Origin of the sequence: Methylobacterium sp. E-041, assembly GCF_022829665.1 — a bacterium.
Taxonomy (GTDB): domain Bacteria; phylum Pseudomonadota; class Alphaproteobacteria; order Rhizobiales; family Beijerinckiaceae; genus Methylobacterium.
Genome location: NZ_JAKSYQ010000069.1, coordinates 22,332 through 46,960, shown reverse-complemented (window position 1 = coordinate 46,960; position 24,629 = coordinate 22,332). Strand labels below are relative to the sequence as shown.

General features: G+C 70.0%; 25 protein-coding genes. 11 read left to right on the top strand and 14 right to left on the bottom strand.

Annotated elements, in window-relative coordinates; genetic code table 11:
- The first annotated feature begins 184 nt into the window (after positions 1-184).
- The 6 genes from MKK70_RS06395 (at position 185) to tolB (ending at position 5,695) form a co-directional block, all read left to right on the top strand.
- Positions 185-907, top strand: a complete 723-nt coding sequence (locus tag MKK70_RS06395) for a DUF4142 domain-containing protein (protein ID WP_243946413.1) — start codon at positions 185-187, stop codon at positions 905-907.
- Positions 908-1,165: 258 nt separating this feature from the next.
- Positions 1,166-1,585 (top strand): tol-pal system-associated acyl-CoA thioesterase, encoded by a 420-nt coding sequence (gene ybgC, locus MKK70_RS06390; RefSeq protein ID WP_405043694.1) that lies wholly within the window; start codon positions 1,166-1,168, stop codon positions 1,583-1,585.
- A gap of 177 nt (positions 1,586-1,762) precedes the next feature.
- Positions 1,763-2,479, top strand: coding sequence for a protein TolQ (gene tolQ, locus MKK70_RS06385; protein WP_147726885.1), 717 nt, complete (start codon positions 1,763-1,765; stop codon positions 2,477-2,479).
- A 25-nt stretch (positions 2,480-2,504) separates the two neighbouring features.
- Positions 2,505-2,951 carry an ExbD/TolR family protein gene (locus tag MKK70_RS06380; protein WP_187274707.1) on the top strand — a complete coding sequence of 149 codons (447 nt, stop codon included), beginning with the start codon at positions 2,505-2,507 and terminating at the stop codon, positions 2,949-2,951.
- Between the two features lie 7 nt (positions 2,952-2,958).
- Positions 2,959-4,281 (top strand): cell envelope integrity protein TolA, encoded by a 1,323-nt coding sequence (gene tolA / locus MKK70_RS06375; protein ID WP_243946411.1) that lies wholly within the window; start codon positions 2,959-2,961, stop codon positions 4,279-4,281.
- 73 nt (positions 4,282-4,354) lie between these two features.
- Positions 4,355-5,695, top strand: coding sequence for a Tol-Pal system beta propeller repeat protein TolB (gene tolB, locus MKK70_RS06370; protein ID WP_243946410.1), 1,341 nt, complete (start codon positions 4,355-4,357; stop codon positions 5,693-5,695).
- Positions 5,696-6,070: 375 nt separating this feature from the next.
- On the opposite strand, the gene MKK70_RS06365 is transcribed toward tolB, so the two are convergent.
- Positions 6,071-6,319: a hypothetical protein gene (locus MKK70_RS06365; protein ID WP_147726879.1), complete on the bottom strand. Its 249-nt coding sequence runs from the start codon at positions 6,317-6,319 to the stop codon at positions 6,071-6,073.
- A 104-nt stretch (positions 6,320-6,423) separates the two neighbouring features.
- On the bottom strand, positions 6,424-7,656 hold the full coding sequence (locus tag MKK70_RS06360; protein ID WP_243946409.1) for an MFS transporter: 1,233 nt from the start codon (positions 7,654-7,656) through the stop codon (positions 6,424-6,426).
- A 321-nt stretch (positions 7,657-7,977) separates the two neighbouring features.
- Here MKK70_RS06360 and MKK70_RS06355 point away from each other — a divergent pair, with 321 nt between their 5' ends.
- Entirely contained in the window at positions 7,978-9,453 is a 1,476-nt protein-coding gene (locus MKK70_RS06355) for a PAS domain S-box protein (protein WP_243946408.1), read from the top strand.
- Positions 9,454-9,464: 11 nt separating this feature from the next.
- Here the strand turns inward: MKK70_RS06355 and MKK70_RS06350 are convergent, their stop codons facing one another.
- The 11 genes from MKK70_RS06350 to MKK70_RS06300 all read right to left on the bottom strand — a co-directional run bounded on the left by MKK70_RS06350 (position 9,465) and on the right by MKK70_RS06300 (position 20,185).
- A complete protein-coding gene (locus MKK70_RS06350; protein WP_243946407.1) occupies positions 9,465-11,972 on the bottom strand; it encodes a PAS domain-containing sensor histidine kinase in 2,508 nt (835 codons plus the stop codon).
- A gap of 335 nt (positions 11,973-12,307) precedes the next feature.
- Entirely contained in the window at positions 12,308-13,708 is a 1,401-nt protein-coding gene (ahcY, locus tag MKK70_RS06345) for an adenosylhomocysteinase (protein WP_147727175.1), read from the bottom strand.
- Positions 13,709-13,836: 128 nt separating this feature from the next.
- Positions 13,837-14,598: an ABC transporter permease gene (locus tag MKK70_RS06340; protein WP_147727174.1), complete on the bottom strand. Its 762-nt coding sequence runs from the start codon at positions 14,596-14,598 to the stop codon at positions 13,837-13,839.
- 97 nt (positions 14,599-14,695) lie between these two features.
- On the bottom strand, positions 14,696-15,622 hold the full coding sequence (locus tag MKK70_RS06335) for an ABC transporter ATP-binding protein (protein ID WP_147727173.1): 927 nt from the start codon (positions 15,620-15,622) through the stop codon (positions 14,696-14,698).
- Between the two features lie 434 nt (positions 15,623-16,056).
- Positions 16,057-16,542 carry an ATP F0F1 synthase subunit B gene (locus MKK70_RS06330; RefSeq protein WP_187274714.1) on the bottom strand — a complete coding sequence of 162 codons (486 nt, stop codon included), beginning with the start codon at positions 16,540-16,542 and terminating at the stop codon, positions 16,057-16,059.
- A 19-nt stretch (positions 16,543-16,561) separates the two neighbouring features.
- Positions 16,562-17,143, bottom strand: a complete 582-nt coding sequence (locus tag MKK70_RS06325; RefSeq protein ID WP_147727171.1) for a F0F1 ATP synthase subunit B' — start codon at positions 17,141-17,143, stop codon at positions 16,562-16,564.
- Between the two features lie 113 nt (positions 17,144-17,256).
- Positions 17,257-17,484: a F0F1 ATP synthase subunit C gene (locus MKK70_RS06320; RefSeq protein ID WP_007566773.1), complete on the bottom strand. Its 228-nt coding sequence runs from the start codon at positions 17,482-17,484 to the stop codon at positions 17,257-17,259.
- A gap of 58 nt (positions 17,485-17,542) precedes the next feature.
- Positions 17,543-18,328 carry a F0F1 ATP synthase subunit A gene (locus MKK70_RS06315; protein WP_147727170.1) on the bottom strand — a complete coding sequence of 262 codons (786 nt, stop codon included), beginning with the start codon at positions 18,326-18,328 and terminating at the stop codon, positions 17,543-17,545.
- A gap of 80 nt (positions 18,329-18,408) precedes the next feature.
- Positions 18,409-18,789 (bottom strand): AtpZ/AtpI family protein, encoded by a 381-nt coding sequence (locus MKK70_RS06310; RefSeq protein ID WP_147727169.1) that lies wholly within the window; start codon positions 18,787-18,789, stop codon positions 18,409-18,411.
- Between the two features lie 189 nt (positions 18,790-18,978).
- Positions 18,979-19,623 carry a DsbA family protein gene (locus tag MKK70_RS06305; protein ID WP_147727168.1) on the bottom strand — a complete coding sequence of 215 codons (645 nt, stop codon included), beginning with the start codon at positions 19,621-19,623 and terminating at the stop codon, positions 18,979-18,981.
- Between the two features lie 79 nt (positions 19,624-19,702).
- Positions 19,703-20,185: a DUF721 domain-containing protein gene (locus tag MKK70_RS06300; RefSeq protein WP_243933027.1), complete on the bottom strand. Its 483-nt coding sequence runs from the start codon at positions 20,183-20,185 to the stop codon at positions 19,703-19,705.
- A 102-nt stretch (positions 20,186-20,287) separates the two neighbouring features.
- On the opposite strand from MKK70_RS06300, the gene mutY reads away from it, so the two are divergent.
- Positions 20,288-21,580, top strand: coding sequence for an A/G-specific adenine glycosylase (gene mutY / locus MKK70_RS06295; RefSeq protein WP_243946406.1), 1,293 nt, complete (start codon positions 20,288-20,290; stop codon positions 21,578-21,580).
- Between the two features lie 112 nt (positions 21,581-21,692).
- Here the strand turns inward: mutY and MKK70_RS06290 are convergent, their stop codons facing one another.
- Positions 21,693-22,886 (bottom strand): site-specific DNA-methyltransferase, encoded by a 1,194-nt coding sequence (locus MKK70_RS06290; RefSeq protein ID WP_279603548.1) that lies wholly within the window; start codon positions 22,884-22,886, stop codon positions 21,693-21,695.
- Positions 22,887-23,560: 674 nt separating this feature from the next.
- On the opposite strand from MKK70_RS06290, the gene MKK70_RS06285 reads away from it, so the two are divergent.
- From MKK70_RS06285 to MKK70_RS06275, 3 genes are all read left to right on the top strand, one after another.
- The gene (locus MKK70_RS06285) at positions 23,561-23,917 is read left to right on the top strand and encodes a septal ring lytic transglycosylase RlpA family protein (protein ID WP_243933022.1); all 357 of its coding nucleotides are present in this window, start codon (positions 23,561-23,563) and stop codon (positions 23,915-23,917) included.
- A gap of 80 nt (positions 23,918-23,997) precedes the next feature.
- Positions 23,998-24,312, top strand: a complete 315-nt coding sequence (locus MKK70_RS06280) for a polyhydroxyalkanoic acid system family protein (protein ID WP_243946404.1) — start codon at positions 23,998-24,000, stop codon at positions 24,310-24,312.
- A gap of 89 nt (positions 24,313-24,401) precedes the next feature.
- Positions 24,402-24,614, top strand: coding sequence for a hypothetical protein (locus MKK70_RS06275; RefSeq protein WP_147729106.1), 213 nt, complete (start codon positions 24,402-24,404; stop codon positions 24,612-24,614).
- The last annotated feature ends 15 nt before the right edge of the window (positions 24,615-24,629 follow it).

The window sequence follows — 24,629 nt, the reverse complement described above, 5'->3', positions numbered from 1 at the left end:
ATCAGAAAATCGATGTTCCGCGTACCGCTTCACAACGCCGCGATGGCTCGGTTCCTCGGCTCAGCATGTGCCGGAAGCGTGGCTACGTAGTTCGCACGTGCGGAACGAGCGGCGATCCGACCCGTTGTGCCCGCAATCGCCCGGGGCCTCGACGCACCGGCGAACCACAAAGGATCGTTCTCCTATGAAGCGTACCGCCACCCTCGCCGTTCTCGGTCTCTCGCTCGCCACGCTGACCGCCCCCGCCTTCGCCCAGGACGCCCTTCCCATCCGCGTCTCGCCGTTCGAGCGCGGCGTCGGCGCCGCCGGCACCGACACTCCCGAGTTCCGCGCCGAGGCCCTTCGCTCGGATGCCGTGAGCATCGAGTCGAGCCGCATCGCCCTGGAGCGTTCGCGCAACCCGCAGGTCCGGAACTACGCCAACCGCGTGATCACCGAGCGTGAGGCCACTACCAAGGCGCTTCTGCCCGAGGGCACGTCGCTGTCCTCCGGCGGCACCGTCGTCTCGGATCGCCAGGGCTTCGACACCCGCATCGACAACCCGGTGGGCCTCGTGCTCGCCCCGGTGACCATCGCCGCCAACCTCGGCACCAGCATCGTCGGCGGCGTCCTCGGCGGCGTCGGCATCATCGACAACAGCCCGACCGAGCCCGGCCGCCGCGTCGCGATCGGCCCGAACGGCCAGAACCGGATCGAGCGCCTGAAGTCGGCCCGCAACGGCCGTGACTTCGACCGCACCTATATCGATCAGCAGGCCCGCTCGGACGCCCGCACCCTCGAGCTGTACGAGACCTACTCGCGCAACGGCGACAACGCCGCCGGCCGCCAGTTCGCAAACGAGGCGCTGCCCTACATCGCCAACGAGCATGGCCACTCGGCCTCGCTCGCCAACCGCATCGGCGGCTGATCCCGCTTCGGCATCGTCGAAACGGATTCACTGACGGAAGGGCCGCCCTGGGAGGGGCGGCCCTTTCGCGTTCGCGAGGGCCTCGTCCTCTCCCTCCGCCCGCCATGCCGTCGCCATGTCTGCCCGTCATCCCGGAGCCGCGCGGCCCCGCGATGACGGGAGGGTGGGGACGGACCCTCGTCCGATCCGTGCCCGACGGGACGTCGGCCCTTGCCACCGTCCAGCACCGCCCTGCGGCAGCAGAAGGACATCGAACCCGTGACGTCATCGATCGATGCCCACGCGCTGCCGGTGCGCGTCTACTACGAGGACACCGACTTCTCGGGCTTCGTCTACCACGCGAGCTACCTGCGCTTCATGGAGCGCGGGCGCACCGAGCTGCTGCGCGGGCTCGCGGGCGACCAGTCCGATCTGCACCGGGAGGCGGACGGCCTCGTCTTCGTCGTGCGCCGCATGGAGATCGACTACCTGAAGCCGGCGCGGATGGACGACGTGCTCTCCATCGTCACCAGCACGCGCGAATTGCGCGGCGCCTCGATGCACCTGCACCAGGAGGTCTGCCGGGACGGCGTGGTCCTCGTCCGTGCCGAGGTGGTGGTCGCCTGCGTCCGCGCGGGCCGAGCGATCCGGCTGCCCGACGCCCTGCGCCGCGCTCTGGCCCCGGCAACCCTTCCTTAACCAACCCGCCCGCTTATGCGGTGGGAAAGCGACGCCCCGCGTGCACCGCACCCGGCCCTTACTTTCGACAGATTCGAACGCGATTCCCTTTGAATTCGCTCGATGATTTCGGATGGAGCGCGCTGGCCCGCCGGGTCGTCGCGCCGCCGCCGTCGAGACGTCCGAGGACCAAAGCCCATGAACCCCGCAGATGCGATGCAGGCCGCGCCCGTCGCCGACATGACGCTGCTCGGGCTGTTCCTCCAGGCCCACATCGTCGTCAAGTTCGTGATGATCGGGCTGCTCGGCTCCTCGATCTGGTGCTGGGCGATCATCGTCGACAAGACGCTGCTGTTCCGGCGCACCAAGGACGAGATGGATGCGTTCGAGGACGCGTTCTGGTCCGGCCGGTCCCTCGAGGAGCTGTATCGGTCGTTCAACGACCGCCCGGCCACCGGCCTCGCCGCGCTGTTCGTCGCCGCCATGCGCGAGTGGAAGCGCTCGTTCGAGGGCACCGGCCGGCAGATCCAGTCGCTGTCGCAGCGCATCGACAAGGTGCTGGACGTGACCATCCAGCGCGAGGTCGAGCGCCTCGAGGGCCGGTTGCTGTTCCTCGCCTCGATCGGCTCGGCCGGCCCCTATATCGGCCTGTTCGGCACGGTCTGGGGCATCATGACCGCCTTCACCTCGATCGCGGCCTCGAAGAACACCTCGCTCGCCGTCGTGGCGCCGGGCATCGCCGAGGCGCTGTTCGCCACCGCCATCGGCCTGTTCGCGGCGATCCCCGCCGTGCTCGCCTACAACAAGCTCCAGGCCACGGTCGCCAAGCAGCAGTCGCGCCTGGAAGGCTTCGCCGACGAGTTCTCCGCCATCCTGTCGCGCCAGATCGACGAGCGCCTGTCGCTCGCCGCCTGACCGAAATCCGCGAAGGAATCGACACATGAGCATGGCGGCGGGCGCGCAGGGCGGCGGCAAGCGGCGGCGGCGGGGACGCCGCGGCGGCGGCCCGATCAACGAGATCAACATGACGCCGTTCATTGACGTCGTGCTGGTGCTGCTGATCATCTTCATGGTGGCGGCCCCCATGATGACGGTGGGCGTGCCCCTCGACCTGCCGCAATCCAAGGCCTCGCCGCTGAACTCGGACACCAAGCCGGTGACGCTGTCGATCCGCCAGTCGGGACAGGTCTTCCTCGGCGAGGACGAGCTGACCGACGACACCATCATCCCGAAGCTGACCCAGGAGGCCAAGTCCGGCTTCGAGGAGCGCGTCTTCGTGCGCGGCGACAAGCGGGTCGATTACGGCCGCGTCGCCCAGGTGATGGCGATCGTCACCGGCGGCGGCTTCAAGAAGGTGGCGCTCGTCACCGAGCCCGAGCAGCGGTAGCAGACCTGTGAGGCTTCCCTCCTTCCGCAGCGAACCGGGCTTCTGGGTCTCGGCCGGCACCCATGTCGGGCTGCTGGTCTTCGCCCTGTTCAGCGTCGCCGCGCCCGCGCTTCCCGAGGCGCAGGAGGGCGTGCCCGTCGAGGTGATCACCGAGAACCAGTTCTCGGAGCTGACCAAGGGCGAGCGCAACGCCGAGAAGCCGCTGTCGGACGCCAAGCCGCGGGCCGACAAGAAGGCCGAGAAGTTCGAGGAGAAGGAGCCGGAGAACGCCAAGGTGGATTCTCCGACCGCGCCGACGCGCACCAGCGACATGAAGTTCGCCAACGCCGACGAGATGCCGCTGCGCGTCAACGAGCCCGATCCCGCCGCCGAGACGGCGAAGGCCGCCAAGATGGTCAAGGAGAAGGCGGACGCCGAGAAGGCCGAAGCCGCCAAGGCCGAGGCCAAGGCGGAAGCGGCCAAGGCCGCGGCCGCGGAGAAGGCCGCCGCCGCGAAGGCCGAAGCGAAGGCCGCCGCCGAGGCCGCCAAGGCCGAAGCCGTGAAGCGCGAGCAGCTCGCCAAGCTGGTCGAGCGCGAGGAGGCCGAGGCGGCGGCCGCGGAAGCCAAGGCGAAGGCCGAAGCGAAGGCCAAGGCGGACGCGGCCAAGGAAGCCGCGAAGGCCGCCGAGAAGGCGGCGGCCGCCAAGGCCGAAGCCAAGGCGAAGGCGGAAGCCGAGGCCGAGCGCCAGAAGGAGATCGCCGAGGCGAAGGCCGAGGAGGCCAAGGAGAAGGCGGAGGCCGCCGCCGCGGCGAAGGCCGAGGCCGCCGCCAAGGCGAAGGCAAAGGCGGTCGCCGACGCGAAGGCCAAGGCCGACGCCGAGGCGAAGGCGCGCAAGCAGGCCGAGCTGGCCGCCAAGTTCAATGCCGGCGACATCAAGTCGATCCTGGCCTCGAAGGCGCCGTCGCAATCGACCGGCGCCACCGGCCACGAGGTCCAGCGCACGGCCTCGCTCGGCGCCGCCACCGGCACCGCCCAGCGCCTGTCGCCGTCGCTGCGCGACGCGCTCGTTGGCATGCTGCAGCAGCAGATCGAGCGCTGCTACTCGGCGCCTCCGGGCGCCGCCCAGGGGGTGGTGCTGCCGGTGCTCGACATCCGCCTGAACGCCGACGGCTCGCTCTCGACCGAGCCGCGGATCATGCGCGGCGGATCGAGCTCGGTCGACCAGTCGATCGCGCAGGCGGCGTTGCGTGCGGTGCGCCGCTGCGCGCCCTACAAGATCCCGGCGCAGTACCAGCCCTATTACAACGACTGGAAGGCGATCAACGCGGAGTTCGAGTTCACCGCGACCTGACCGCCGACGCCGCCTTGACGACCTGACGCCAGGACCTCGCCGGCACCCGTTCCAACGCTCCCGGACCAGACCCATGCTGCATCGATCGCTCACCCGGGCCCGGCACGTGCCCGCCGCCCTCTATGGCCTCGTGCTGCTGCTGCTGGCGACGCTCGGCCTCGCCGCGCCGGCGCAGGCCCAGCTTCAGCTCCGCATCGGCGGCGGCGCGTTCCAGCCGATGCCGATCGCGGTGACCGACTTCTCGGGCGACCCGAACCTCGGCGGCCTCGTCTCGAGCGTGGTGACGAACGATCTGCGCCGCTCGGGCTACTTCCTGCCGCTGGAGAAGGGCCGCTTCCCGGAATCGCCGAACTTCGATGCCGCCCCCGGCTTCGAGAAGTGGCGCGCCGCGGGCGTGCAGGGCCTCGTTACCGGCCGCGTCTCGCGCGACGGCTCCGGCCGGCTGAAGGTCGAGTTCCGCCTGTGGGACGTTACCTCCGGCCAGCAGATCACCGGCCAGCAATACGGCACTGACGCGGCCAACGCGCGCCGCGCCGGCCACCTGATCTCGGACAGCGTCTACACCAAGATCACCGGCCTCGGTCCGTGGTTCGACAGCCGCATCGCCTTCGTCGACGAGTCCGGCCCGAAGGAGAACCGCCGCAAGCGCCTGATGGTGATGGACCAGGACGGCGCCAACGTCCGCGCGCTCACCACCGGCGAGAACGCCATCGTCGCGCCGCGCTACTCGCCCGCGACGCAGGACATCGCCTTCATGGCCCAGGCCACCGGCCACCAGCCGCGGGTGCAGGTGATCAACCTCGAGACCGGTAGCCGGACGGCGATGGGCAACTTCGACTCGATGAGCGCGAGCCCGCGCTTCTCACCCGACGGCCGCCGCCTCGTGATGAGCGTGCAGCAGGGCGGCAACGCCGACATCGTCACCATGGACATCGCCTCGAAGGCGCAGCATTCGATCACCAACGGCAACGCGATCGACACCTCGCCGACCTACTCGCCGGACGGCAGCCAGATCGTGTTCGAATCCGACCGCGGCGGCTCGCAGCAGGTCTACGTGATGGGCGCCGACGGCTCGAACCCGCATCGGATCTCGTTCGGCGAAGGCTCGGCCTCGCAGCCGGCCTGGTCGCCGCGCGGGGACCTGATCGCCTTCACCCGCCAGCGCAAGGGCGGCTTCGCGATCTGCGTGATGAAGCCCGACGGCTCGGGCGAGCGCGTGCTCACCGAGGGCTTTCACAACGAGGGCCCGACCTTCGCGCCGAACGGGCAGTACGTGCTGTTCTTCCGCGACCCCGGCGGCCAGGGCGGCGGCAAGCTCTACATGGTCGACATCACCGGCAAGGTGGAGGCGCCGGTCCCGACGCCGTCCTACGCCTCGGACCCGACCTGGTCGCCGCTGCTCTCGGGGAAGTAGGCCTCGGCCCCGGGGCCACCTACCGGGCGGGCTCGACCGCATCGCCCCGACCCTCCGTCGCGAGGGCGTCCCGGGCAAGCGCCCCTGCGCGATCGCGCAGCGCGGCGCGTTCGGCCTGGCCGGCATCCCGCCGCGACGGGACCGGATCGGAAGTCAGCGGCGGCGCTCGCTAGGCGAGGTCGACCGGTTCGCAGATCACCGTCCGACGGGCTCGATCGACGGCCGAATGCCTGATCAACCTGCCATCATCCCTTCGCGGCGCCTGAACGCATGCAGAAGGGATAATCGGTCGCGCGGCAGCGTCGAGGACGCGACGTGACGGGCGTCGTCCGTTCCAGGACCCCGATCCGTCGACGGCCGCACGACGGGTCCGCCTCAGCCCCGCTTCTGCGCTTTCGTGTAGCTGCCGATCGCGGCCTGGCAGTTCGGCGACAGGCTGGCGCGGTTCTGCTTGAAGCAGGCATGCACCTCGGGGCTGTCCGGGGCGAACTCGCTGCACAGGGCGAGGTAGTCGCCGGTGCAGTTCTGCTTCAGCGCGGCGCGGTCGGGCACGGCCGACGCGTTCGGCGCGGCGAGCGCGGCGGTGGTGGTGAGGGCGAACGCAACGACGGTACGGACGAGCAAAATCTTCTTCCTCCACGAACCCGGACCAGCCGGGCGGCCGTCCGTAGAGCAGCGCATCCTGGCCGGAATGGGTTAGCTTGGCCGTTTGCCGTCGGTCGCCGGCCTCACCCCTCGCGCAGCAGGCGGTCGCGGGCCCGCAGGGCCGGGAAGATCCGGCCCCACAGCACCGAGACGAGCACCGTCGCGGCGCCGCCGACGACCACCGCCGGCACCGCGCCGATGAGTGCCGCGACCGAGCCGGACTCGAACTCGCCGAGCTCGTTCGAGGCGCCGATGAAGACGGTGTTCACGGCCGAGACCCGGCCGCGCATCGCGTCCGGCGTCTCGCCCTGCACGAAGGTCTGGCGGACGTAGACGCTGATCATGTCGGCCGCGCCCGTGATGAACAGGCAGGCCATCGACAGCGGCAGCGAGGTCGAGAGCCCGAACACGATGATGGCGAGGCCGAACACCGCCACGGCGCGCAGCATCCGCACGCCCGCATGGCGCCGCAGCGGCCGGTAGGCGAGCACGATCGCCGTCAGCACGGCGCCGGCGGCCGGCATGCTGCGCAGCGCGCCGAGGCCGAGCGGGCCGACATGCAGCACTTCGGCGGCGAAGATCGGCAGCAGGGCGGTGGCGCCCCCGAGCAGCACCGCGAACAGGTCGAGGCTGATCGCGCCGAGCACCACCGGGTGCGCGCGGATGTAGCCGATCCCGGCCGACAGCGTCGCCCAGGTCACCGGCGGCCGCTCCGTGACCGCCGCCGGCCGATAGCGGATCGCCGTGGTCGCGAGCGCCGCCAGCGCGAAGCTGGCCGACGCCGATCCGAACACGACCATCGGCCCGAGCGCGTAGAGGAAGCCCCCGAAAGCCGGCCCGAGCACCGACGCGCTCTGCCAGAGCGAGGCGTTCCAGGCGATCGCGGCGCCGAAGAGGTCGCGCGGCACCAGCGTCGGCAGCAGCGCCTGCAGGGCGGGGTTGGCGAAGGCGCGGGCCGTCCCGATCAGCACGACGAGCCCGTAGACCGGCCACACCGCGCTCGCGCCGCTCCAAGCATAGGCGAGAAGCGCCGCGCTCGTCGCCGCCTGCACCGCGAAGGCCGCCGCCGCCACGAGGCGGCGGTCGTAGGTGTCGGCGACGTGCCCGGTGATCAGCGCAGCGAGCATCGCCGGCAGGAAGCCCGCCAGGCCGACGAGCCCGAGCGCCCAGGCCGAGCGGGTCAGGTCGTAGACGAACCAGCCGACGGCCACGGCCTGCATCTGGTAGGCGAGACCGGTCAGGAAACGGGAGATCCCGAACAGGCGGAAATCGCCGTTGCGGAAGACGGTCCAGCCGGATTGCGCGTGCTCGGGCATCGCCAGCGTCGTGGCGGCCGAACGAGGCCCGGTCAAGCTGCGGCCGGACCGAGCGCAGGGCGTTCGCCGGCGCCGCGCGCTCGGTCGGATGCGTTCGGAACGCCCGATTCCGATATTCCGGCTGAGCTTGCAGCCTGAAACAACCGGAAGGTGTTGCCGACAAGAAAGACCGCAGCGTGCTCGACGACCTCGATGCGTCCCGAAGTTCGTCATTGGGCGCCGCGAGCGCGAAGTCGTGTCCTGCTAAAAGTCGCGGTGGATCAAATTTTAAGCCTCGCCTGCCAAGCTAAAAGTCATGTCGCGCGCCGCGGGGTACTGACGATGACGATGTTCAACCAGAAGATGAGCGCCCTGATCGATGCGATCGATCGGTCTCAGGCGCGGATCGTTTTCGGCCTCGACGGGCGGATCATCGATGCGAACGCGAACTTCCTGACCCTGTTCGGGTATACGCTTTCCGAGATCCGAGGCGCGCATCACGGGATCTTGATGGAGCGCAGCGAGCGCGAGAGCGCGGCCTACCGCGCCTTCTGGGAAGCCCTGGCCCGCGGCGAGACCCAGGCCCGCTCGTTCAAGCGCGTGGCGAAGTACGGTCGCGAGATCTGGCTGCAGGCATCCTACAATCCCGTGCTCGATCGGCGGGGCCAGCCGGTGCAGATCGTGAAGCTCGCCACCGACATCACCGCCGAGACCATGGCCGCCGCGACCAGCCAGGGCCAGATCGACGCGATCAACCGCTCCCAGGCCGTGATCCACTTCACCCTCGACGGGACCGTCACCGACGCGAACGCGAACTTCCTCACGACGATGGGCTACCGGCTCGACGAGATCAAAGGCCGCCACCATCGGATCTTCGTCGACGCGGCCGAGGCCGATTCCCCGGCCTACGCCGCGTTCTGGAAGGCGCTGGCCGGAGGCACCTTCCAGGCGGGCGAGTTCCGCCGGATGGGCAAGGGCGGCAACGAGGTCTGGATCCACGGCGCCTACAACCCGATCCTCGATCGCGACGGCCGCCCCTTCGCGGTCGTGAAGTTCGCCACCGACGTGACCGCCCAGGTGCACGAGCGCCGCCGCCGCGCCGAAGGCCAGCGCCTGATCGAGGTCGACCTCGGCCACATCATGCAGGAGATGTCGGGGGTGAGCCGGCAGTCGACGGAGACCGCGCGCGCGGCCGCCGAGACCTCCGGCAACGTCCAGGCGGTCGCCGCCGGCGCCGAGGAGTTCTCGACCTCGATCGAGGAGCTGACGCGGCACGCGATCGACGCCAAGACGGCCTCCGACGAGGCGGTCGGCCGCTCCGACGAGGCGCGCACCATCATCTCCGGGCTCACCGCCTCGGCCGAGCGGATCGGCAGCGTGATCACCACGATCCGCACTATCGCCGACCAGACCAACCTGCTGGCGCTCAACGCGACGATCGAGGCCGCGCGCGCCGGGCAGGCCGGCCGCGGGTTCGCCGTCGTCGCCGCCGAGGTCAAGGCGCTGGCGACGCAATCCTCGCGCGCGACCGAGGAGATCGGCAAGCAGGTCACGGCGGTCCAGGAGGCGACCGCGGAGGCGGTGCGGGCGATCGAGCTGGTCGGGCAGACGATCGGGCAGGTCAGCCACATCTCGCTCAGCGTCTCCTCCGCGGTGACGCAGCAGGCGGCGGTGACGCGCGACATGTCGGTCAACATGCAGAACGCGGCCGAGAGCGTCCAGCGCGTCCGGCTGAACATGGACGGGATCGCGGAAGCCTCGCGGACGGTGGACGGCCGCGTCCAGGCGGTGGCCGAGGCGGCGCGGGCCCTCGGCTGACGGAAAGCGGCCTACTCGGCCGCCTCGGAGTCGCGCGCCGACGGCATCGTCGGCGCGACGATCGGGAAGCTGCAGCTGACGCAGGTGCCGGCCCCGGGCCGCGAATCGAGCGACACCCGGCCGCCGTGCAGCTCGACGAAGGAGCGCACGATCGACAGGCCGAGGCCGACGCCGCGGTGGCGGGTGCCCAGCGTGTGGCTCTCGAAGCGGTCGAACACGTGGGCGGCGATCTCCGGCGGCATGCCGCGGCCCTGGTCGCGCACGCTGAGCACGAGGTCGCCCGCATTCCGCCGCGCCCGAACGGTGATGCTCTGGCCGGCGCTGGAGAAGCCGACCGCGTTCGACATCAGGTTGAACAGGATCTGGCGCACGCGCTTGCCGTCGACGAACACGCTGCCGATGTCGTCGGGCACGTCGAGGACGAGGTTCAGATCGGATTCCGCGAGGCGGTCCTCGATGCCGAGCAGGGCCGCCTCGACGGTCGCCTGGACGTTGACGGTCTCGCGCTGAAGTTCGAGCGAGCCGGCATCGATCGAGGCGAGGTCGAGGATGTCGTTGATGATCACCAGCAGCGCCCCCGACGAGCGCATGATGTGCTCGGAATACTCGCGCTGGCGCGCGTTGAGGGCGCCGACCGTCTCGTCGCCGAGCAGCTGGGTGAAGCCGATGATGTTGGTCAGCGGCGAGCGCAGCTCGTAGGAGACGTGGTGGACGAAGGTGTCGCGCAGCTGCGCCGCCTTCTCCAGCGCGTCGTTCTTCTCGGTCAGCGCCCGCTCGACGTTCACGCTCGCGGTCACGTCGATCAGGGTGATCAGCGTCGCGCCCTCGGGCAGGGGCTGGGCGGCGCAGTCGAGCACGGTGCCGTCGACCATCTCGAGCTTGCAGGCGAGGCCGGTGCGGGACTCGAGCCCGACCACTGCGTCGCGGATGTCGAGCCAGGGCTCGTCGGCCGGCGCCAGCACGCGGCACGCCTCGATCACCGCCTCGACGTGCGGACGCGCCTCCAGCGTCTCGGGGTCGAGGCGCCAAGCGGTGGCGAAGGCGCGGTTGGCGAAGGTCAGGCGGCCGTCGGCGCCGAAGACCGCCACGGGCTCCTTGAGGGTGTCCAGCGTCTCGGCCTGCACCCGCATCAGCGCGTTGTAGCGGGATTCGAGCTTCATCCGGTCCGAGACGTCGTCGAACAGGTAGGTGAGGCCGCCCTGCGGGTTCGGCTCGGCCAGCACGCGCAGCGTGCGGCCGTCGGGCAGGTACCACCAGGCGGGGTTCGCCTCGGCCGAGCGGTAGGCCGCGAGCACGCCCTGCTTCCAGCTGCGGAAGTCGGCATGCTCCTCCAGCTTCCGCTGGGCGCGGAGATGGTCGAGGATCTCGCCGTCGAGCGGGCGCCCGTCGAGGAAGCCCTGGTCGAGCTCCCAGAGCTGGCGGTAGGCGGCGTTGTGGAAGATCAGGCGCTGCCCGGCATCGAACATCGCCACCGCGGTCGGCAGCTGGTCGAGGGTGCGCACGTTCGCATCCATCTGGCGCTGCAGGTCGGCGCGGACGCTCTCGAGCTCGGAGACGTCGACCGCGATCCCGACCCGCCCGCCCTCCAGGGCGGTCTCGGTGACGTCGAGGATGCGGCGGCCGCCGGCCACCACCGCCGACAGGCGCAACGCGGCGCGCTGGCCGGCGGGGCGGCGCTGGCCGTCCTCGCGGGCGATCATCTCGCGGGCCGGGCGGTCGAGCAGCTCGATCCCGGCCTGGATCGCGGATTCGCGGTTCGCCGCCTCGACCGCGGCGACGTAGGCGGTGTTGACCCAGGCGAGGCCGCCCTCGCGGTTGCGCCGCCAGACCGGCTGCGGGATCGCGTCGAGCAGGCCGGCCAGCGCCGACAGGCCGCGGCGGGCATCCTCGAGGGTCTCGCGCAGCTCCGAGATCTGGCGGCGATCCTCCGTGGTCTCGCGCAGGCGCAGCAGGACGCGCCCGGCCACCGCCTGGCCCTGCGCCTCGATGCTGCGGCCGGACTGGCTGCGCAGGGTGGTGCGGAAGCTCGTGCCCCGGATGCGCAGGGCCTCGACCGCGGTCTCGATCGCCTCGGCGTCGGTCGGCACCAGCCACGTGCCGAAGGCGAGGATGCGGCGGGCGGAGCCGATCGCGGGGCGCGTGCCGTCGAAGGCCAGCCCGACGTCGCCCTCGACCACCGGCTCGCTGCGCCCGTCCCAGGTCACGATGATCTGGCGCTCGGCGGCGAGCAGCATCTCGGCGCGGTCGTGGGCGCCGCTGAGCGCGTCGAGGGCCGCGGCCTGCTCGCGCTCGCGCCGGATCCAGCGCGAGCGCTCGCTCAGGTAGAGCAGGGCGACGATGGTGGCGAAGGCGACGAGGCCGCCGAAGATCGCGGCGGCCGCCACGTTGTGCATGTGCGAGCCGAATCCCCAGGCCGGAAAGTCGGCGCCCGCCGCGAGGGACGGAGCCGGGAGGCCGGTCGCGGCGGCGAAGAGAGCGCCGGCCCCGGCGATGCGCCGTGCCGCCCGATCGACCTCCATGATCCGTCCCGTCTCCCAAAACCGCCGGTCGGACCGACGCGAACGAATGCGTGGCGCATGCGGCGCCAGTTCCCCGCGCCCCGTTTCGGGGGGAGGGGAGACGCGACGACCTGACGACCTGCCGAACCGGGGGCAGTCTAACGCGTCGGGGATTTGCGCCGGAAGCGGAATTAGCTTGGCCGTAACCGTGGGTCGGCAGGTCGCGTGCGAACGACACACAGAAGACACAGTCCGGCCGGGCGGTGGTGCCTTGACAAACGAAGAGGGCCCGGCGCAACCGCCGGGCCCTCCTGTCTCGCATCGGTCCTGCCCGGCGCGTCCCCGCGCCGAGGGTCTCAGTAGCGGTAGTGGTCGGGCTTGAACGGGCCGTTCTCGGAAACGCCGATATAGGCGGCCTGGTCGGGGCGGAGCTTCGAGAGCTTCACGCCGATCTTCTCGAGGTGGAGCAGCGCGACCTTCTCGTCGAGCGCCTTCGGCAGGGTGTAGACCTGCTTCTCGTACTTGCCCGGGTTGGTCCAGAGCTCGATCTGGGCCAGCGTCTGGTTGGTGAACGAGGCCGACATCACGAAGGACGGGTGGCCGGTGGCGTTGCCGAGGTTCACCAGGCGGCCTTCCGACAGCAGGATGATGCGGTGGCCGTCGGCGAAGGTGATCTCGTCGACCTGCGGCTTGATGTTCGACCACTTGAGGTTCTTCAGGCCTGCGACCTGGATCTCGTTGTCGAAGTGGCCGATGTTGCAGACGATCGCCCGGTCCTTCATCGCCCGCATGTGGTCGAGGGTGATGATGTCCTTGTTGCCGGTGGCGGTGACGAAGATGTCGGCGCGGGGCGCCGCGTCTTCCATCGTCACGACCTCATAGCCTTCCATCGCGGCCTGGAGCGCGCAGATCGGATCGACCTCCGAGACCAGCACGCGGCAGCCGGCATGGCGCAGCGAAGAGGCCGAACCCTTGCCGACGTCGCCGAAGCCGGCGACCATCGCGACCTTGCCGGCCATCATCACGTCGGTGCCGCGGCGGATGCCGTCCACCAGCGACTCGCGGCAACCGTAGAGGTTGTCGAACTTCGACTTGGTGACCGCGTCGTTCACGTTGATCGCCGGGAAGAGCAGCTTGCCCTCCTTGGCGAGGTTGTAGAGGCGGTGGACGCCGGTGGTGGTTTCCTCCGAGACGCCCTTGATCGCGTCGGCGAGACCGGCGAACCAGCCCTTCGGCTTCTCGGCGAGCTTCTTCTTCAGGAGCGCGAAGAAGATCTCCTCCTCCTCCGACTCGGGCTTGTCGAGGAAGGCGGTGTCGCCGTTCTCGGCGCGCAGGCCCAGGTGGACGAACATGGTGGCGTCGCCGCCGTCGTCGAGGATCATGTTCGGCGTTCCGCCGCCATGCCAGTCGAACAGCTTCGAGGTGTAGTCCCAGTACTCCTCTAGGGTCTCGCCCTTGATGGCGAAGACCGGGATGCCGGCGGCGGCGATCGCGGCGGCTGCGTGGTCCTGGGTCGAGTAGATGTTGCACGAGACCCAGCGGATGTCGGCGCCGAGAGCCTTGAGCGTCTCGATCAGCACCGCGGTCTGGATCGTCATGTGCAGCGAGCCGGCGATCTTCGCGCCCTTGAGCGGCTGCGACGGGCCGTATTCCTCGCGGGTGGCCATCAGGCCCGGCATCTCGGTCTCGGCGATCGAGATCTCCTTGCGGCCGTACTCGGCCAGGCCGATGTCCTTGACGATGTAATCCTGGGCCATTTCGCTTCGCTCCGTGTCGCGGGTTGCCTCTCGCCGAGGCATCTAGCAGAGCGCCGGATACGAAGCAATCAAGACATAAAGATGTCTTTATGCGTTTTCGAACGGCTCCAGGCAGCCGGGGCGACGGCTCAGCTCTTGAGGCGGTAGCCGGTGCGGAAGATCCAGGCGACCAGTCCGAGGCAGACCGCCAGGAACAGGCCGGTCATCGCCAGGCTGATGCCGATGGCGACGTCGGCCGTGCCGAAGAAGGCCCAGCGAAACCCGCTGATCAGGTAGACCACCGGGTTCGCCAGGCTGACGGTGCGCCAGAACGGCGGCAGCATCTCGATCGCGTAGAAGCTGCCGCCGAGGAAGGTCAGCGGCGTCACGACGAGGAGCGGCACCAGCTGCAGCTTCTCGAAGCCGTCGGCCCACAGGCCGATGACGAAGCCGAACAGGCTGAACGTCACCGCCGTCAGCACCAGGAAGGCCATCATCCACACCGGGTGCTCGATGTGCAGCGGCACGAACAGCGCGGCGGTCGCGAGGATGATCAACCCGATCAGGATCGACTTCGAGGCCGCCGCCCCGACATAGCCGAGCACCACCTCGACCGGCGAGATCGGCGCCGAGAGGATCTCGTAGATCGTGCCGGCGAAGCGCGGGAAGTAGATGCCGAACGAGGCGTTGGCGATGCTCTGGGTCAGCAGCGCGAGCATCACCAGTCCCGGCACGATGAACAGGCCGTAGGGCACGCCGTCCACGGTGCTCATCCGCGAGCCGATCGCCGCGCCGAACACCACGAAGTAGAGCGAGGTGGAGATCACCGGCGCCAGGATGCTCTGCATCGCCGTGCGCCAGAAGCGGCTCATCTCGAACCGGTAGATCGCGCGGATGGCCGGCCAGTTCATCGGTTTGCCTCTCGATGCCGACGCCCCGGGCCCCGACGCGCGTTCGCGCCTGCCGGCAGCCGGGGGATGGATGGTTCGGACCTCGCGGCGGCCGCGGTCATGCGCGTTCCCTGACGAGATCGACGAAGATGTCCTCGAGCGACGACTGGCTGGTGCGCAGGTCGCTGAACCGGATGCCGGCCGCGCCGAGATCGGTGAGCAGGCCGGTGATGCCGGTGCGCTCGCCCTTGGCATCGTAGGTGTAGACCAGCTCCTGCCCGCCGGGGCCGAGCTCGAGGCCGCGGTCGGCGAGATCCGCCGGCAGCGCGGCGAGGGGGGCCAGCAACTGGAGTGTGAGCTGCTTGCGCCCGAGCTTGCGCATCAGCTCGGCCTTCTCCTCCACGAGGATGATCTCGCCCTTGCGGATCACGCCGATCCGGTCGGCCATCTCCTCGGCCTCCTCGATATAGTGCGTGGTCAGGATCACGGTGACGCCCTGCTCGCGCAGGCGCCGCACCATGCGCCACATGTCCTGGCGCAGCTCCACGTCGACGCCCGCCGAGGGCTCGTCGAGGAACAGGACCTTGGGCTCGTGCGACAGCGCCTTGGCGATGAGAACCCGGCGCTTCATGCCGCCCGACAGGGTCATCAGCCGCGAATCGCGCTTCTCCCACAGGGAGAGGTCGCGCAGCACCCGCTCGATATGGCCGGGATCCTTCTTCAGGCCGAACAGGCCGCGGGTGAAGCTCACCGTGTTCCACACGCTCTCGAACGCGTCGGTGGTGAGTTCCTGCGGCACCAGCCCGATCGCCTTGCGCGCCCCGCGATAGCCCGAGGCGATGTCGTGCCCGTCGACCGTCACGGTGCCGGTGCTCGGCGTGACGATGCCGCAGACGATGTTGATCAGGGTCGACTTGCCGGCGCCGTTCGGCCCGAGCAGAGCGAAGATCTCGCCGCGCGCGATCGCGAGGTTCACGGTCTTCAGCGCCGACAGGCCCGAGGCGTAGGTCTTCGACAGATTGTCGATGGAGATGATCGGCGACATCGCAGTCCGCGGAGGATGGCCCGCCCGGCACGGCGAGGACGGTGTGCCCTATAGCATCTGTCGGTTGAGCAGCAGGCCGACCACCGGGCGGCCGACGCGCGCGGTGTCGAATGGCACCTCCTGCAGCTCTGATTCTCGAGGCGGCGACATCGAGCGAGCGGCGATCCGCGTCACTTCCGTTTCGTGGGACGGATCCATCTTTCGGCAGCGTCGCCCACCGTGCCTTTCCCCCCGCAGAGGGGGGAGGGGAGGCGCACGCCTTCCCCGACATTCTTGCGAAATAGAGCGACGCAGTCGCCGGGCGGAAGAGGGCACCAGCGCCATCATCGGCGCTGGACCGCTTCGGTCTCCGGCACGTGAGCGGGGCGGGCGAAGGCACGCGCACGAAAAAGCCGCCCGGAGGCGGCTTGATCGGTCGGTCCTGCCCGAAAGGGTCAGGCCCGCATGCGGGTGCGGATCTCGCCGAGGCTCGAACGCACCAGCGCCTGGGCGGCCTCGCCCTGCATGCGCTCGCGCAGGATCGTCTCGGAGACCTTCACCGCGGCGTCGGCCGCTGCGGCACGGACCTCGGCCTGGGCCTTGGCCTCGGCCTGGGCGATCTTGGTCTCGGCCGACTTGGTGCGGCGGGCGATGAAGTCGTCGAGGCGCTGGCGGCCCTCGGCGGCGGCACGCTCGGCCTCGTCGCGGGCGCTCGCGATGATGGTCTCGGCCTCGCGCTCCGCTTCCGCGCGGCGGCGCTTGTAGTCGGCCAGCACGGCGGCCGCCTCCTCGCGCAGGCGCTTGGCCTCGTCGAGCTCGTGGCGCACACGGACGGCGCGACCGTCGAGGCCCTTGGTCATGATCCCGAAGCCGCCGACCTTCCAGACGATCGCCATGAAGACGAGGAAGGCGACCGCGACCCAGAATTCCGCTGTCATCAACATGGTCGGTTCTTCCGTCTCAGTGCGCGGTCGCGGTGGAATCGAGGGCGCGGTCGAGGCTGGCCTGGTCCGGCGCCTGGCCCGTCAGCCGCTCGACGATCGCGGAGGCGGTCTCGCTGGCGATGGCGCGGACGTTGCCCATGGCTTCCTGCGTCCGGCTCTGGATCGTCGCCTCGGAGGCTGCGATCTTCTGGTTGAGCTCGGCCTCGAGCGCCTTGCGCTTGGTCTCGGCGGCGGCGGCGAGCTCGGTGCGGGTGCCCTGCGCGATCTCGCGGGCCTTGCCCTGCGCGTCGCGCAGCGACTTGGCGTAGGCCTCGCCGGCGGCGTCGGCTTCCGTCTTCATCGCCTGCGCCTGGTCGAGGTCGGCGGCGAGGCGCGCGGAGCGGTCGTGGAGAATGCCCTGGATGCGCGGGAGCGCGATGTTGGCCATCAGCCAGTAGAGCAGGCCGAAGGCGAGGGCGAGCCAGATCAGCTGCGCCAGGAAGGTGTGGGTCTCGAAGGGCGGGAACGCGGCGGCGTGCGCCGGCTCCGCGGCACCGGCCGGGACCATGTGGACGTCGGAACCGGCGGGCGGTGTGGTGAGGGAATTCGGCTGCGCCATGGCCCCGTCCGTATGACCTTGAAAGACGATGGAGCGCTCGCGCGAGGGGCGGAGCGCTCACTGGTGATCGGCCGCCGCGACCTCGAACGGCGCGGCGGCGGTGTCGGCGTCGATCAGACGGCGAACAGCAGGAGCAGGGCGATCAGCAGCGAGAAGATGCCGAGCGCTTCCGTCAGCGCGAAGCCGAGAAGCAGCGTGGCGCGCTGGCCGTCGGCGGCCGAGGGGTTGCGAAGGGCGCCTGCCAGGAACTGGCCGAACAGGTTGCCGAGGCCGATGCCCGCGCCGGCCATGCCGAGGCAGGCGAGGCCGGCGCCGATGTACTTCGCAGCGACGGGATCCATAGAAAACTCCTGAAGTGTCTTGAGAGTGCGTCGTTTGCCGCGGGTGGAGCCGGCCTGTTCAGTGGCCGGGGTGAAGCGCGTCGTTGAGGTAGATCGCCGTCAGCGTCGCGAAGACGTATGCCTGAAGCGCCGCAACGAGGAATTCGAGAGCCGTCAGCGCGATCGTCAGGAACAGCGGGAGGGGCGATAGCACGCTCCATGCGCCTGCGGAAAGCAGCCCGACGACGAAGAACGCGAAGATCTTCATCGCGATGTGACCGGCGAGCACGTTCGCGAACAGACGCACCGACAGGCTGATCGGCCGCGAGATGAACGAGATCACCTCGATCGGCACGAGGAGGGCCAGCAGCGGCTTGGGCACGCCCTGCGGCACGAACAGGCCGAAGAAGTGCGCGCCGTGCTTCATCACGCCGTAGATCACCACGACCGAGATCACCAGGGCGGCGAGGCCGAAGGTGATGACGAGGTGGCTGGTCACTGCGAAGGCGTAGGGGATCATGCCGAACAGATTCAGGATCAGCACGAACATGAAGAGCGAGAACACCAGCGGCATGAAGCGCTTGCCGCCGTCGCCGGTGGCTTGGTGCAGGGTGTCGGCGATGAACTCGTAGAAGATCTCGGCCAGCGACTGCATCCGGCCCGGCACGACCGAGCGGCTCGAGGTGGCGACGATCGTCAGGAGCGCGATGACGCCGACGGCGGCGAACATGTAGAGCGCCGACTGGGTGAACGCGAGTTCCTGATGGCCGAGATGCCCGAAGGGCAGGATCGACTTGAGCTCGAACTGATGGATCGGATCCGGTCGCAAGGCGACGGAGTGCCCCGGGTCGATGCTGGCCGCCATGCCGTCTTCCGCCCTCACGTCTCGTTGCCGGCGGCCCGCATGGCCGAACCGGATCGATGGTCACAAAACACCGGTCGCCCTCACGGATCCCGCGGGGTGTCCCGTCCGGAACGGGCGCCGGCGAAGCCGGATGCCCGCATCACGTTGAAGACGCCAGCGACGAAGCCCAGCATCAGAAGTACGATCAGACCCCAGGGTTTCGTCCCGAGCATCCGATCGAAGATCCAGCCGAGCACCCCTCCCGCGATCACGCCGGCGACGAACTCCGTGGAGAGCGTCATGGCCTGCCCGAGGGAGGACGGACTTCCGGACGAACCCGAACGCGACGAATGAGCGGGAGGGGCCGGGGGCCGCTTCCGTTCGATCTGCGTCTCGAGGCGTCGGAGCCTCGCTGAGAGTTCGCTGTCGGGCGGCGTGGGCCGTCCGGTCTCTCCCTCGTCCCTTGCGTCGTTGCCGCTCACGGCGAGAACTCACATCGGCGAGAGGAACGGAACCGGGCGGATTGCCTCCTTCGAGCGCGGCGCACCTTAGTTTCGGCGCCCCGGGGTGTCAAGGCTCGAAAGGTCGAGCTTAAGGCATTCCAGCCGTTGAGAAAATCCCGCTCGGGGCCGTGCGCATGCGCAGCGTCGCGCGAGACCCGCCCGGAACCCTCACGCACCGAGGATCGGCTTGATGATCTTCTCGATTCCGTCGACCGTCATCTCGCCGGTGTAGCGCTCGCCGTTGATGAAGAAGGTCGGCGTCGAATCGACCTTGAACGTCTCGAGACCGCGCTGCTTCACGCCGTTGACCGCGGCGTAGAGCTTCTGGTCCTTGAGGCAGGCCTCGAACTTCTCCTTCGAGAACCCGGCCTGCTTGAGCATCTGCTCCAGGGCGTCGACCGGCTTCGGGGTGAAGGCCCAGGCCGGCTGCTGGTCGAACAGCAGGTCGGTGATCGGGTAGTACTTCGCCTCGCCGTCGCAGCGCGCCAGCATGAAGGCGGCGGTGGCGAGCGGATCGAGCGGAAACTCGCGCAGGGTGAACCGGACCTTGCCGGTGTCGATGTAGCGCTCCTTGAGCGTCGGATAGGTCATCTTGTGGAAGGCGGCGCAGTGCGAGCAGGTCATCGAGGCGTACTCGATGATCGTCACCTTCGCGTCCTTCGGCCCGAGCCAGACGTCGCCGAGCGGGCCCGGCTGCATCAGGCCGTCGACCGGCACGCTCTCGGCGAGCGCGGCCATCGACAGCTTGGGGAGGATGAGGGCGGCGCCGATGGCGAGGCCCGTGGCTTTCAAAGCGTCGCGCCGGGTGATCATGGCCGTGGCTGCCTCCGCGTTCCGTCCTGTCGTCTTGTTGAGAGTGCGGTAACGGCGCGGGCGCATCGTGGCAAGGCGCCTAGCGCTTCGCCGACGTCGCGACGACGGCGAGCCCGAGCCGGTCGAGGGCGTCGCGCAGGCCGTCGTGCTCGATCGTCGAGACCGCCTGCGCGATCTCGCCGCGCCGGCCCGGGTCGACGGTCGCCTCCGGCGGGCGCCGGGCGCTGCGGCCGACCCGGTCCTGCTGCAGCACGATCCGGCCGACGCAGGCCCAGCCGTAATGGGCGTTGATGCGCTGGATCACCACCGGCGCGAGGTGCTGCAGCTCGATCGCGAACACGCCCTCGACCCGCACCACCAGCGTCCCCGAATCGGGCGCGTCGTCCGTCCGGCGCTTGCGCTTGGGCCATTCGAGCTTCGAGGGCCGGCAGAATCGTGCCAGGCGCTCGCCGACGATGTCAGGCCAGGCGGCGAGGATGTCGGTCGAGGCGAAGCCCTGCGCCGCGAAGGCCGGGCCGATGCAGCCCTCGATCAGTTCCGCCAGCGGTTTGACGCGCGCCATGTTCTTGGGACATCCCGCCGGTTGCGGGCGCGAGGATAGCGCAAGGCCGGCGGCAAAGGGAGCGCTTTCGGCGGAGAGCCCGGGCCGCTATGCCTGCCGGCGATGTCCGCGTCCGAACCCTTTCCGAAGGCCGCCGATCTGCTGGTCTGGTACGACCGGCACCGCCGCGTGCTGCCGTGGCGGGCGCTGCCCGGCGAGCGGCCCGATCCCTACCGGGTCTGGCTATCCGAGGTGATGCTGCAGCAGACCACGATCGCGGCGGTGAAGCCCTACTTCGCGACCTTCCTCGCCCGCTTCCCCGACGTCGACGCCCTGGCCGCGGCGCCGGAGGAGGCGGTGATGTCGGCCTGGGCCGGGCTCGGCTACTATTCCCGGGCGCGCAACCTCCACGCCTGCGCCAAGGCGGTGGCCGCGGCCGGGCGCTTCCCCGACACCCTCGACGGGCTGCGCAAGCTCCCCGGCATCGGCGCCTACACGGCCGGCGCGGTCGCGGCGATCGCCTTCGACCGCCCGGAAGCGGCGGTCGACGGCAACGTCGAGCGGGTGATGACGCGGCTCTACGCGATCGAGGCGCCGCTGCCCGGCGCCCGGCCCGAGATCCGGCGCGTGACGCAAGGGCTGGTGCCGCTCGACCGGCCCGGCGATTTCGCGCAGGCCGTGATGGATCTTGGCGCCACCATCTGCACGCCGAAGCGCCCGGCCTGCGCGCTCTGCCCGTGGATGGCGCCCTGCCGCGCCCGCGCTGCCGGCAACCCGGAGACTTACCCGCGCAAGCTCAAGGCCGTGAAGGGCTCCCTGCGGCGCGGCGCGGCCTTCGTCGTCGTCCGCTCCGGCGACGAGGCCGTCCTGCTGCGCACCCGGCCGCCGGAAGGCCTGCTCGGCAGCATGGCCGAGCCGCCGATGAGCGCATGGGCACCGGACTACGACCCCGCAGGCGCGCTCCTCGACGCGCCCCTCGACGCGCGCTGGAAACGGCTGCCGGGGCAGGTGCGGCACGGCTTCACGCATTTCCCGCTGGAGCTGACCGTGTTTCTCGCCCGCGTCGCGCTGTCGACGCAGGCGCCGGCCGGGATGCGCTTCACGCCGCGGCGCGACCTCGACGCGGAGCCGCTGCCCGGCGTGATGAGGAAGGTGCTGGCCCACGCCTTCGATCCGAAGCCGGAATCCGAGGCGAAGCCCCGCGGCCGGCCGAAGCGCGATCCGCCGCCGATGCCGATGCTGGCAGTCTGGGAAGCGCCCGAGACGGTCGCGGACCCGCCGCGCTTCCGCCCGGTGCCGAAGCCGACGCCGCGCATCGTCGAGCCGCCGCCGCCGACGGACGAGATGTTCGAGGGAGAACCTGAGGTTGTGCCGCCCCCCCGCAAGCCGGCGCGGAAGGCGATGCGGAAACGCTGACGGCGCGCACGCATTCCCTCCGCCGCACCCAAGTCGGGCCTGCCCGACTTGGGCACACGAGATGCGGATCTCGGGCAAGCCCGCGATCCGTCGGGGGGGAGGGGGCTCGGTTCTAGCCCGCCGCCCCCATCACCGCGCGGAGCTTCGCGCGGTAGGTGTCGATCACCACCAGCTTGCCGGCGCGCTCGGAGTGCCAGAACGTCCAGCCGTTGCAGGCGGGCAGGCCCTGGACCAGGGCGCCGACCTTGTGGATCGAGCCGATGGCGACGCCGACGTCGATCTGGCCGTCCGGCCGCACCGTCGCCCTGAAGCGGCGGCGCTCGTCGGTGAGCACGTCGCCGGCCTTGAGATGGCCGGCCTCGACCACGCCGAGGAACGGCACCCGCGGCTCGGCGCGCTTGGTCGGCGCGACGAGGAGCGCGGCCCGCGACAGCGGCACCACCGCGTCGATGCGCCGGCGCGCGGCGTCGGCGTAGACCGCCTCGCGCTCGCAGCCGATGAAGCGGCGCCCGAGCAGCTTGGCCACCGCGCCGGTGGTGCCGGTGCCGAAGAACGGGTCAAGCACCACGTCGCCGGGATTGGTCGCCGAGAGCAGCGTGCGGGCGAGCAGCGCCTCCGGCTTCTGGGTCGGGTGGACCTTGCTGCCGTCGGCGCCCTTCAGGCGCTCGTCGCCGGTGCAGAGCGGGATGAACCAGTCCGAGCGCATCTGAAGGTCTTCGTTGCCGCCCTTCAGCGCGTCGTAATGGAAGGTGTAGCCCTTCGATTCGGCCGAGCGGGAGGCCCAGATCAGGGTCTCGTGCGCGTTGGTGAAGCGCTTGCCGCGGAAGTTCGGCATCGGGTTGGCCTTGCGCCAGACGATGTCGTTGAGGATCCAGAAACCAAGATCCTGCAGCACGCTGCCGACGCGGAAGATGTTGTGGTACGACCCGATCACCCACAGCGTGGCGTTCGGCTTCATCACCCGGCGGCAGGCGGTGAGCCAGTCGCGGGTGAAGCTGTCGTAGCTGGCGAAGCTCGCGAACTTGTCCCAGTCGTCGTCGACGGCGTCGACCCGGCTCTGGTCCGGCCGCATCAGCGAGGCGTCGCCGAGCTGGAGATTGTAGGGCGGGTCGGCGAAGACGCAGTCGACCGACGACGCCGGCAGGCGGTTCATCGCCGCGATGCAGTCGCCGACGAGGATCTCGTCGAGGGGAAGGCGCTGGACGGCGGGTACGAGACCCATCCGTGGTGCCGACAAAGCGCGCCCGGTACGCGAGACATGTTTCCGGGCGGCGGCGTCGGCAACCACGGTACGCGGGGAAGCCATGGCAAACACCGGTTACGCGACTGACCGGCAGACCATGGCCCCGTTAAGGTAAAGGTCGCGTTTCCGATTTGTGGAACTTCCTGTCCCGGTTTGGGGCTGGCGTTGCTTTCGATCTCTTTCTGGATCGTCGCGGCCTGTCGCGTTCACGTCGCCTTAACCATTCCCATCACGGCGATTTGCCTTGCCGGGACCGCATCGACCGCACCCGATGCGGCGATTGTCGCGTTCCGCGCTCGCATCTTCGGATGGATCGCTCCAACCGCCACGCGGCGACCGGGTCGTGCGCCCCTACGGTCGGGAACCGGAACGACCCGGCGGTGCAGGCAGGCGCCCGCGGCGCCGCGCCCACGAGCCCGGCCCGGCCCCACGCTACGGCCAAGCTCAGTCGCAGGGTGGGCAGCAGGGTTTCGCTGAGCGCACGTCTCGGACCTCGACGGCGGTTCTTCCTGCGTCCCTGTGCGGGGGCATGAAGACTATACCACAGCGTAATCGGGCATTCGCACCGAGAAAAAGACAAGTCTTCAATGCTTGCGCGTTGCTTGTAGCGGCGAATGCGGGCGACATCTTCGAAATTCGGCCGGAATGTGATCCGGCTGCCCAAAATGTGGGGGTCTCATTTCAGCCCCGTTCGGTCTCGATTGGCGCCGCCCTCGTCAACAGCCAAGGACCGAAGCATGCATTTCCGACCCGTCGCCAGAAACGCCGCCGTCACCCTCGGAACCGCCCTGTCGCTCGTCGCCGCCTCCTTGCCGGCCGCCGCCCAGAGCGGAGGCGCATCCTGGTACGGCAGCGGCCATCGCACCGCGAGCGGCGAGCGCTTCAACCCGAACGGGATGACTGCCGCCCACCGCAGCCTGCCCTTCGGCACCCGCGTCCGCGTCGAGAACCGGCGCACCGGCCGGTCGGTCGTGGTGCGGATCAACGATCGCGGCCCGTTCGTCCATGGCCGCATCATCGATCTGTCCCGCGGCTCGGCCCGGGCGCTCGGCATGGGCGGCACCACCTACGTCTCGCTGCACGTCGTGAACTGATGGGCAGGCCGGCCGGCGTTGCCCCGCACCCCGGCCGGCCCCATCTCCGGGCCTGAACCGGAGACGCAGCGCGAAAAGCCATGGCAAAACCCCTCATCGTCGACATCCCGCACGACCTCGGCCGCGACGAGGCGCGCCGCCGCATCGAGACCGGCGTCGAGCAGGGGCGCGCCTTGCTCGCCAAGAGCGGCGTCACCATCGAGAACCTCGCCTGGAACGGCGACCGGCTCGACTTCGCGATCTCGGCGATGAAGCAGAACATGAACGGCCAGATCGACGTCGGCCAGGAGAGCGTGCGCGTCGAGTGCCACCTGCCGCTGCTGCTCGCGCTGTTCGCCGACAAGGTGAAGAAAATGGTCGGCAAGGAAGGCAACCTGCTGCTGACCAAGAAGTAACACCGGAACACCCGGCGCGACCGCGCCGTTCACGCTCGTCACGCGGCGCGCGCCAAGACGCGCCGCGACCCCAGCGAGGAGCGTTTCCCATGGCCGATCCCGGCGCGATCCCCGAGGTGCCGACGAACCCGACGCCGGCCCCCGACACGCCCTACGACCCGCCGACCGTGCCGAGCCCTGCGCCCGGCCCGGAGATCCCCGGCGAAACCCCGAGCGAGGCGCCCGGCATCACCCCGGCCGAGGTCCCCGTGACCACGCCCGGCATGCCGACGCCGACCGGCCCCGCCGACCCGGTCGCCTGAGCGCATCGGCATTTG

What these genes read in the sequence shown, in the direction of transcription:
- MKK70_RS06395 (WP_243946413.1), top strand. Translation starts at nt 185, where the DNA reads ATGAAGCGTACCGCCACCCTCGCCGTTCTCGGTCTCTCGCTCGCCACG.
- tolQ (WP_147726885.1), top strand. Translation starts at nt 1,763, where the DNA reads ATGAACCCCGCAGATGCGATGCAGGCCGCGCCCGTCGCCGACATGACG.
- MKK70_RS06380 (WP_187274707.1), top strand. Translation starts at nt 2,505, where the DNA reads ATGAGCATGGCGGCGGGCGCGCAGGGCGGCGGCAAGCGGCGGCGGCGG.
- tolB (WP_243946410.1), top strand. Translation starts at nt 4,355, where the DNA reads ATGCTGCATCGATCGCTCACCCGGGCCCGGCACGTGCCCGCCGCCCTC.
- MKK70_RS06360 (WP_243946409.1), bottom strand. Translation starts at nt 7,656, where the DNA reads ATGCCCGAGCACGCGCAATCCGGCTGGACCGTCTTCCGCAACGGCGAT.
- MKK70_RS06355 (WP_243946408.1), top strand. Translation starts at nt 7,978, where the DNA reads ATGACGATGTTCAACCAGAAGATGAGCGCCCTGATCGATGCGATCGAT.
- MKK70_RS06350 (WP_243946407.1), bottom strand. Translation starts at nt 11,972, where the DNA reads ATGGAGGTCGATCGGGCGGCACGGCGCATCGCCGGGGCCGGCGCTCTC.
- ahcY (WP_147727175.1), bottom strand. Translation starts at nt 13,708, where the DNA reads ATGGCCCAGGATTACATCGTCAAGGACATCGGCCTGGCCGAGTACGGC.
- MKK70_RS06340 (WP_147727174.1), bottom strand. Translation starts at nt 14,598, where the DNA reads ATGAACTGGCCGGCCATCCGCGCGATCTACCGGTTCGAGATGAGCCGC.
- MKK70_RS06335 (WP_147727173.1), bottom strand. Translation starts at nt 15,622, where the DNA reads ATGTCGCCGATCATCTCCATCGACAATCTGTCGAAGACCTACGCCTCG.
- MKK70_RS06325 (WP_147727171.1), bottom strand. Translation starts at nt 17,143, where the DNA reads ATGGCGCAGCCGAATTCCCTCACCACACCGCCCGCCGGTTCCGACGTC.
- MKK70_RS06320 (WP_007566773.1), bottom strand. Translation starts at nt 17,484, where the DNA reads ATGGATCCCGTCGCTGCGAAGTACATCGGCGCCGGCCTCGCCTGCCTC.
- MKK70_RS06315 (WP_147727170.1), bottom strand. Translation starts at nt 18,328, where the DNA reads ATGGCGGCCAGCATCGACCCGGGGCACTCCGTCGCCTTGCGACCGGAT.
- MKK70_RS06305 (WP_147727168.1), bottom strand. Translation starts at nt 19,623, where the DNA reads ATGATCACCCGGCGCGACGCTTTGAAAGCCACGGGCCTCGCCATCGGC.
- MKK70_RS06300 (WP_243933027.1), bottom strand. Translation starts at nt 20,185, where the DNA reads ATGGCGCGCGTCAAACCGCTGGCGGAACTGATCGAGGGCTGCATCGGC.
- mutY (WP_243946406.1), top strand. Translation starts at nt 20,288, where the DNA reads ATGTCCGCGTCCGAACCCTTTCCGAAGGCCGCCGATCTGCTGGTCTGG.
- MKK70_RS06290 (WP_279603548.1), bottom strand. Translation starts at nt 22,886, where the DNA reads ATGGCTTCCCCGCGTACCGTGGTTGCCGACGCCGCCGCCCGGAAACAT.
- MKK70_RS06285 (WP_243933022.1), top strand. Translation starts at nt 23,561, where the DNA reads ATGCATTTCCGACCCGTCGCCAGAAACGCCGCCGTCACCCTCGGAACC.
- MKK70_RS06280 (WP_243946404.1), top strand. Translation starts at nt 23,998, where the DNA reads ATGGCAAAACCCCTCATCGTCGACATCCCGCACGACCTCGGCCGCGAC.
- MKK70_RS06275 (WP_147729106.1), top strand. Translation starts at nt 24,402, where the DNA reads ATGGCCGATCCCGGCGCGATCCCCGAGGTGCCGACGAACCCGACGCCG.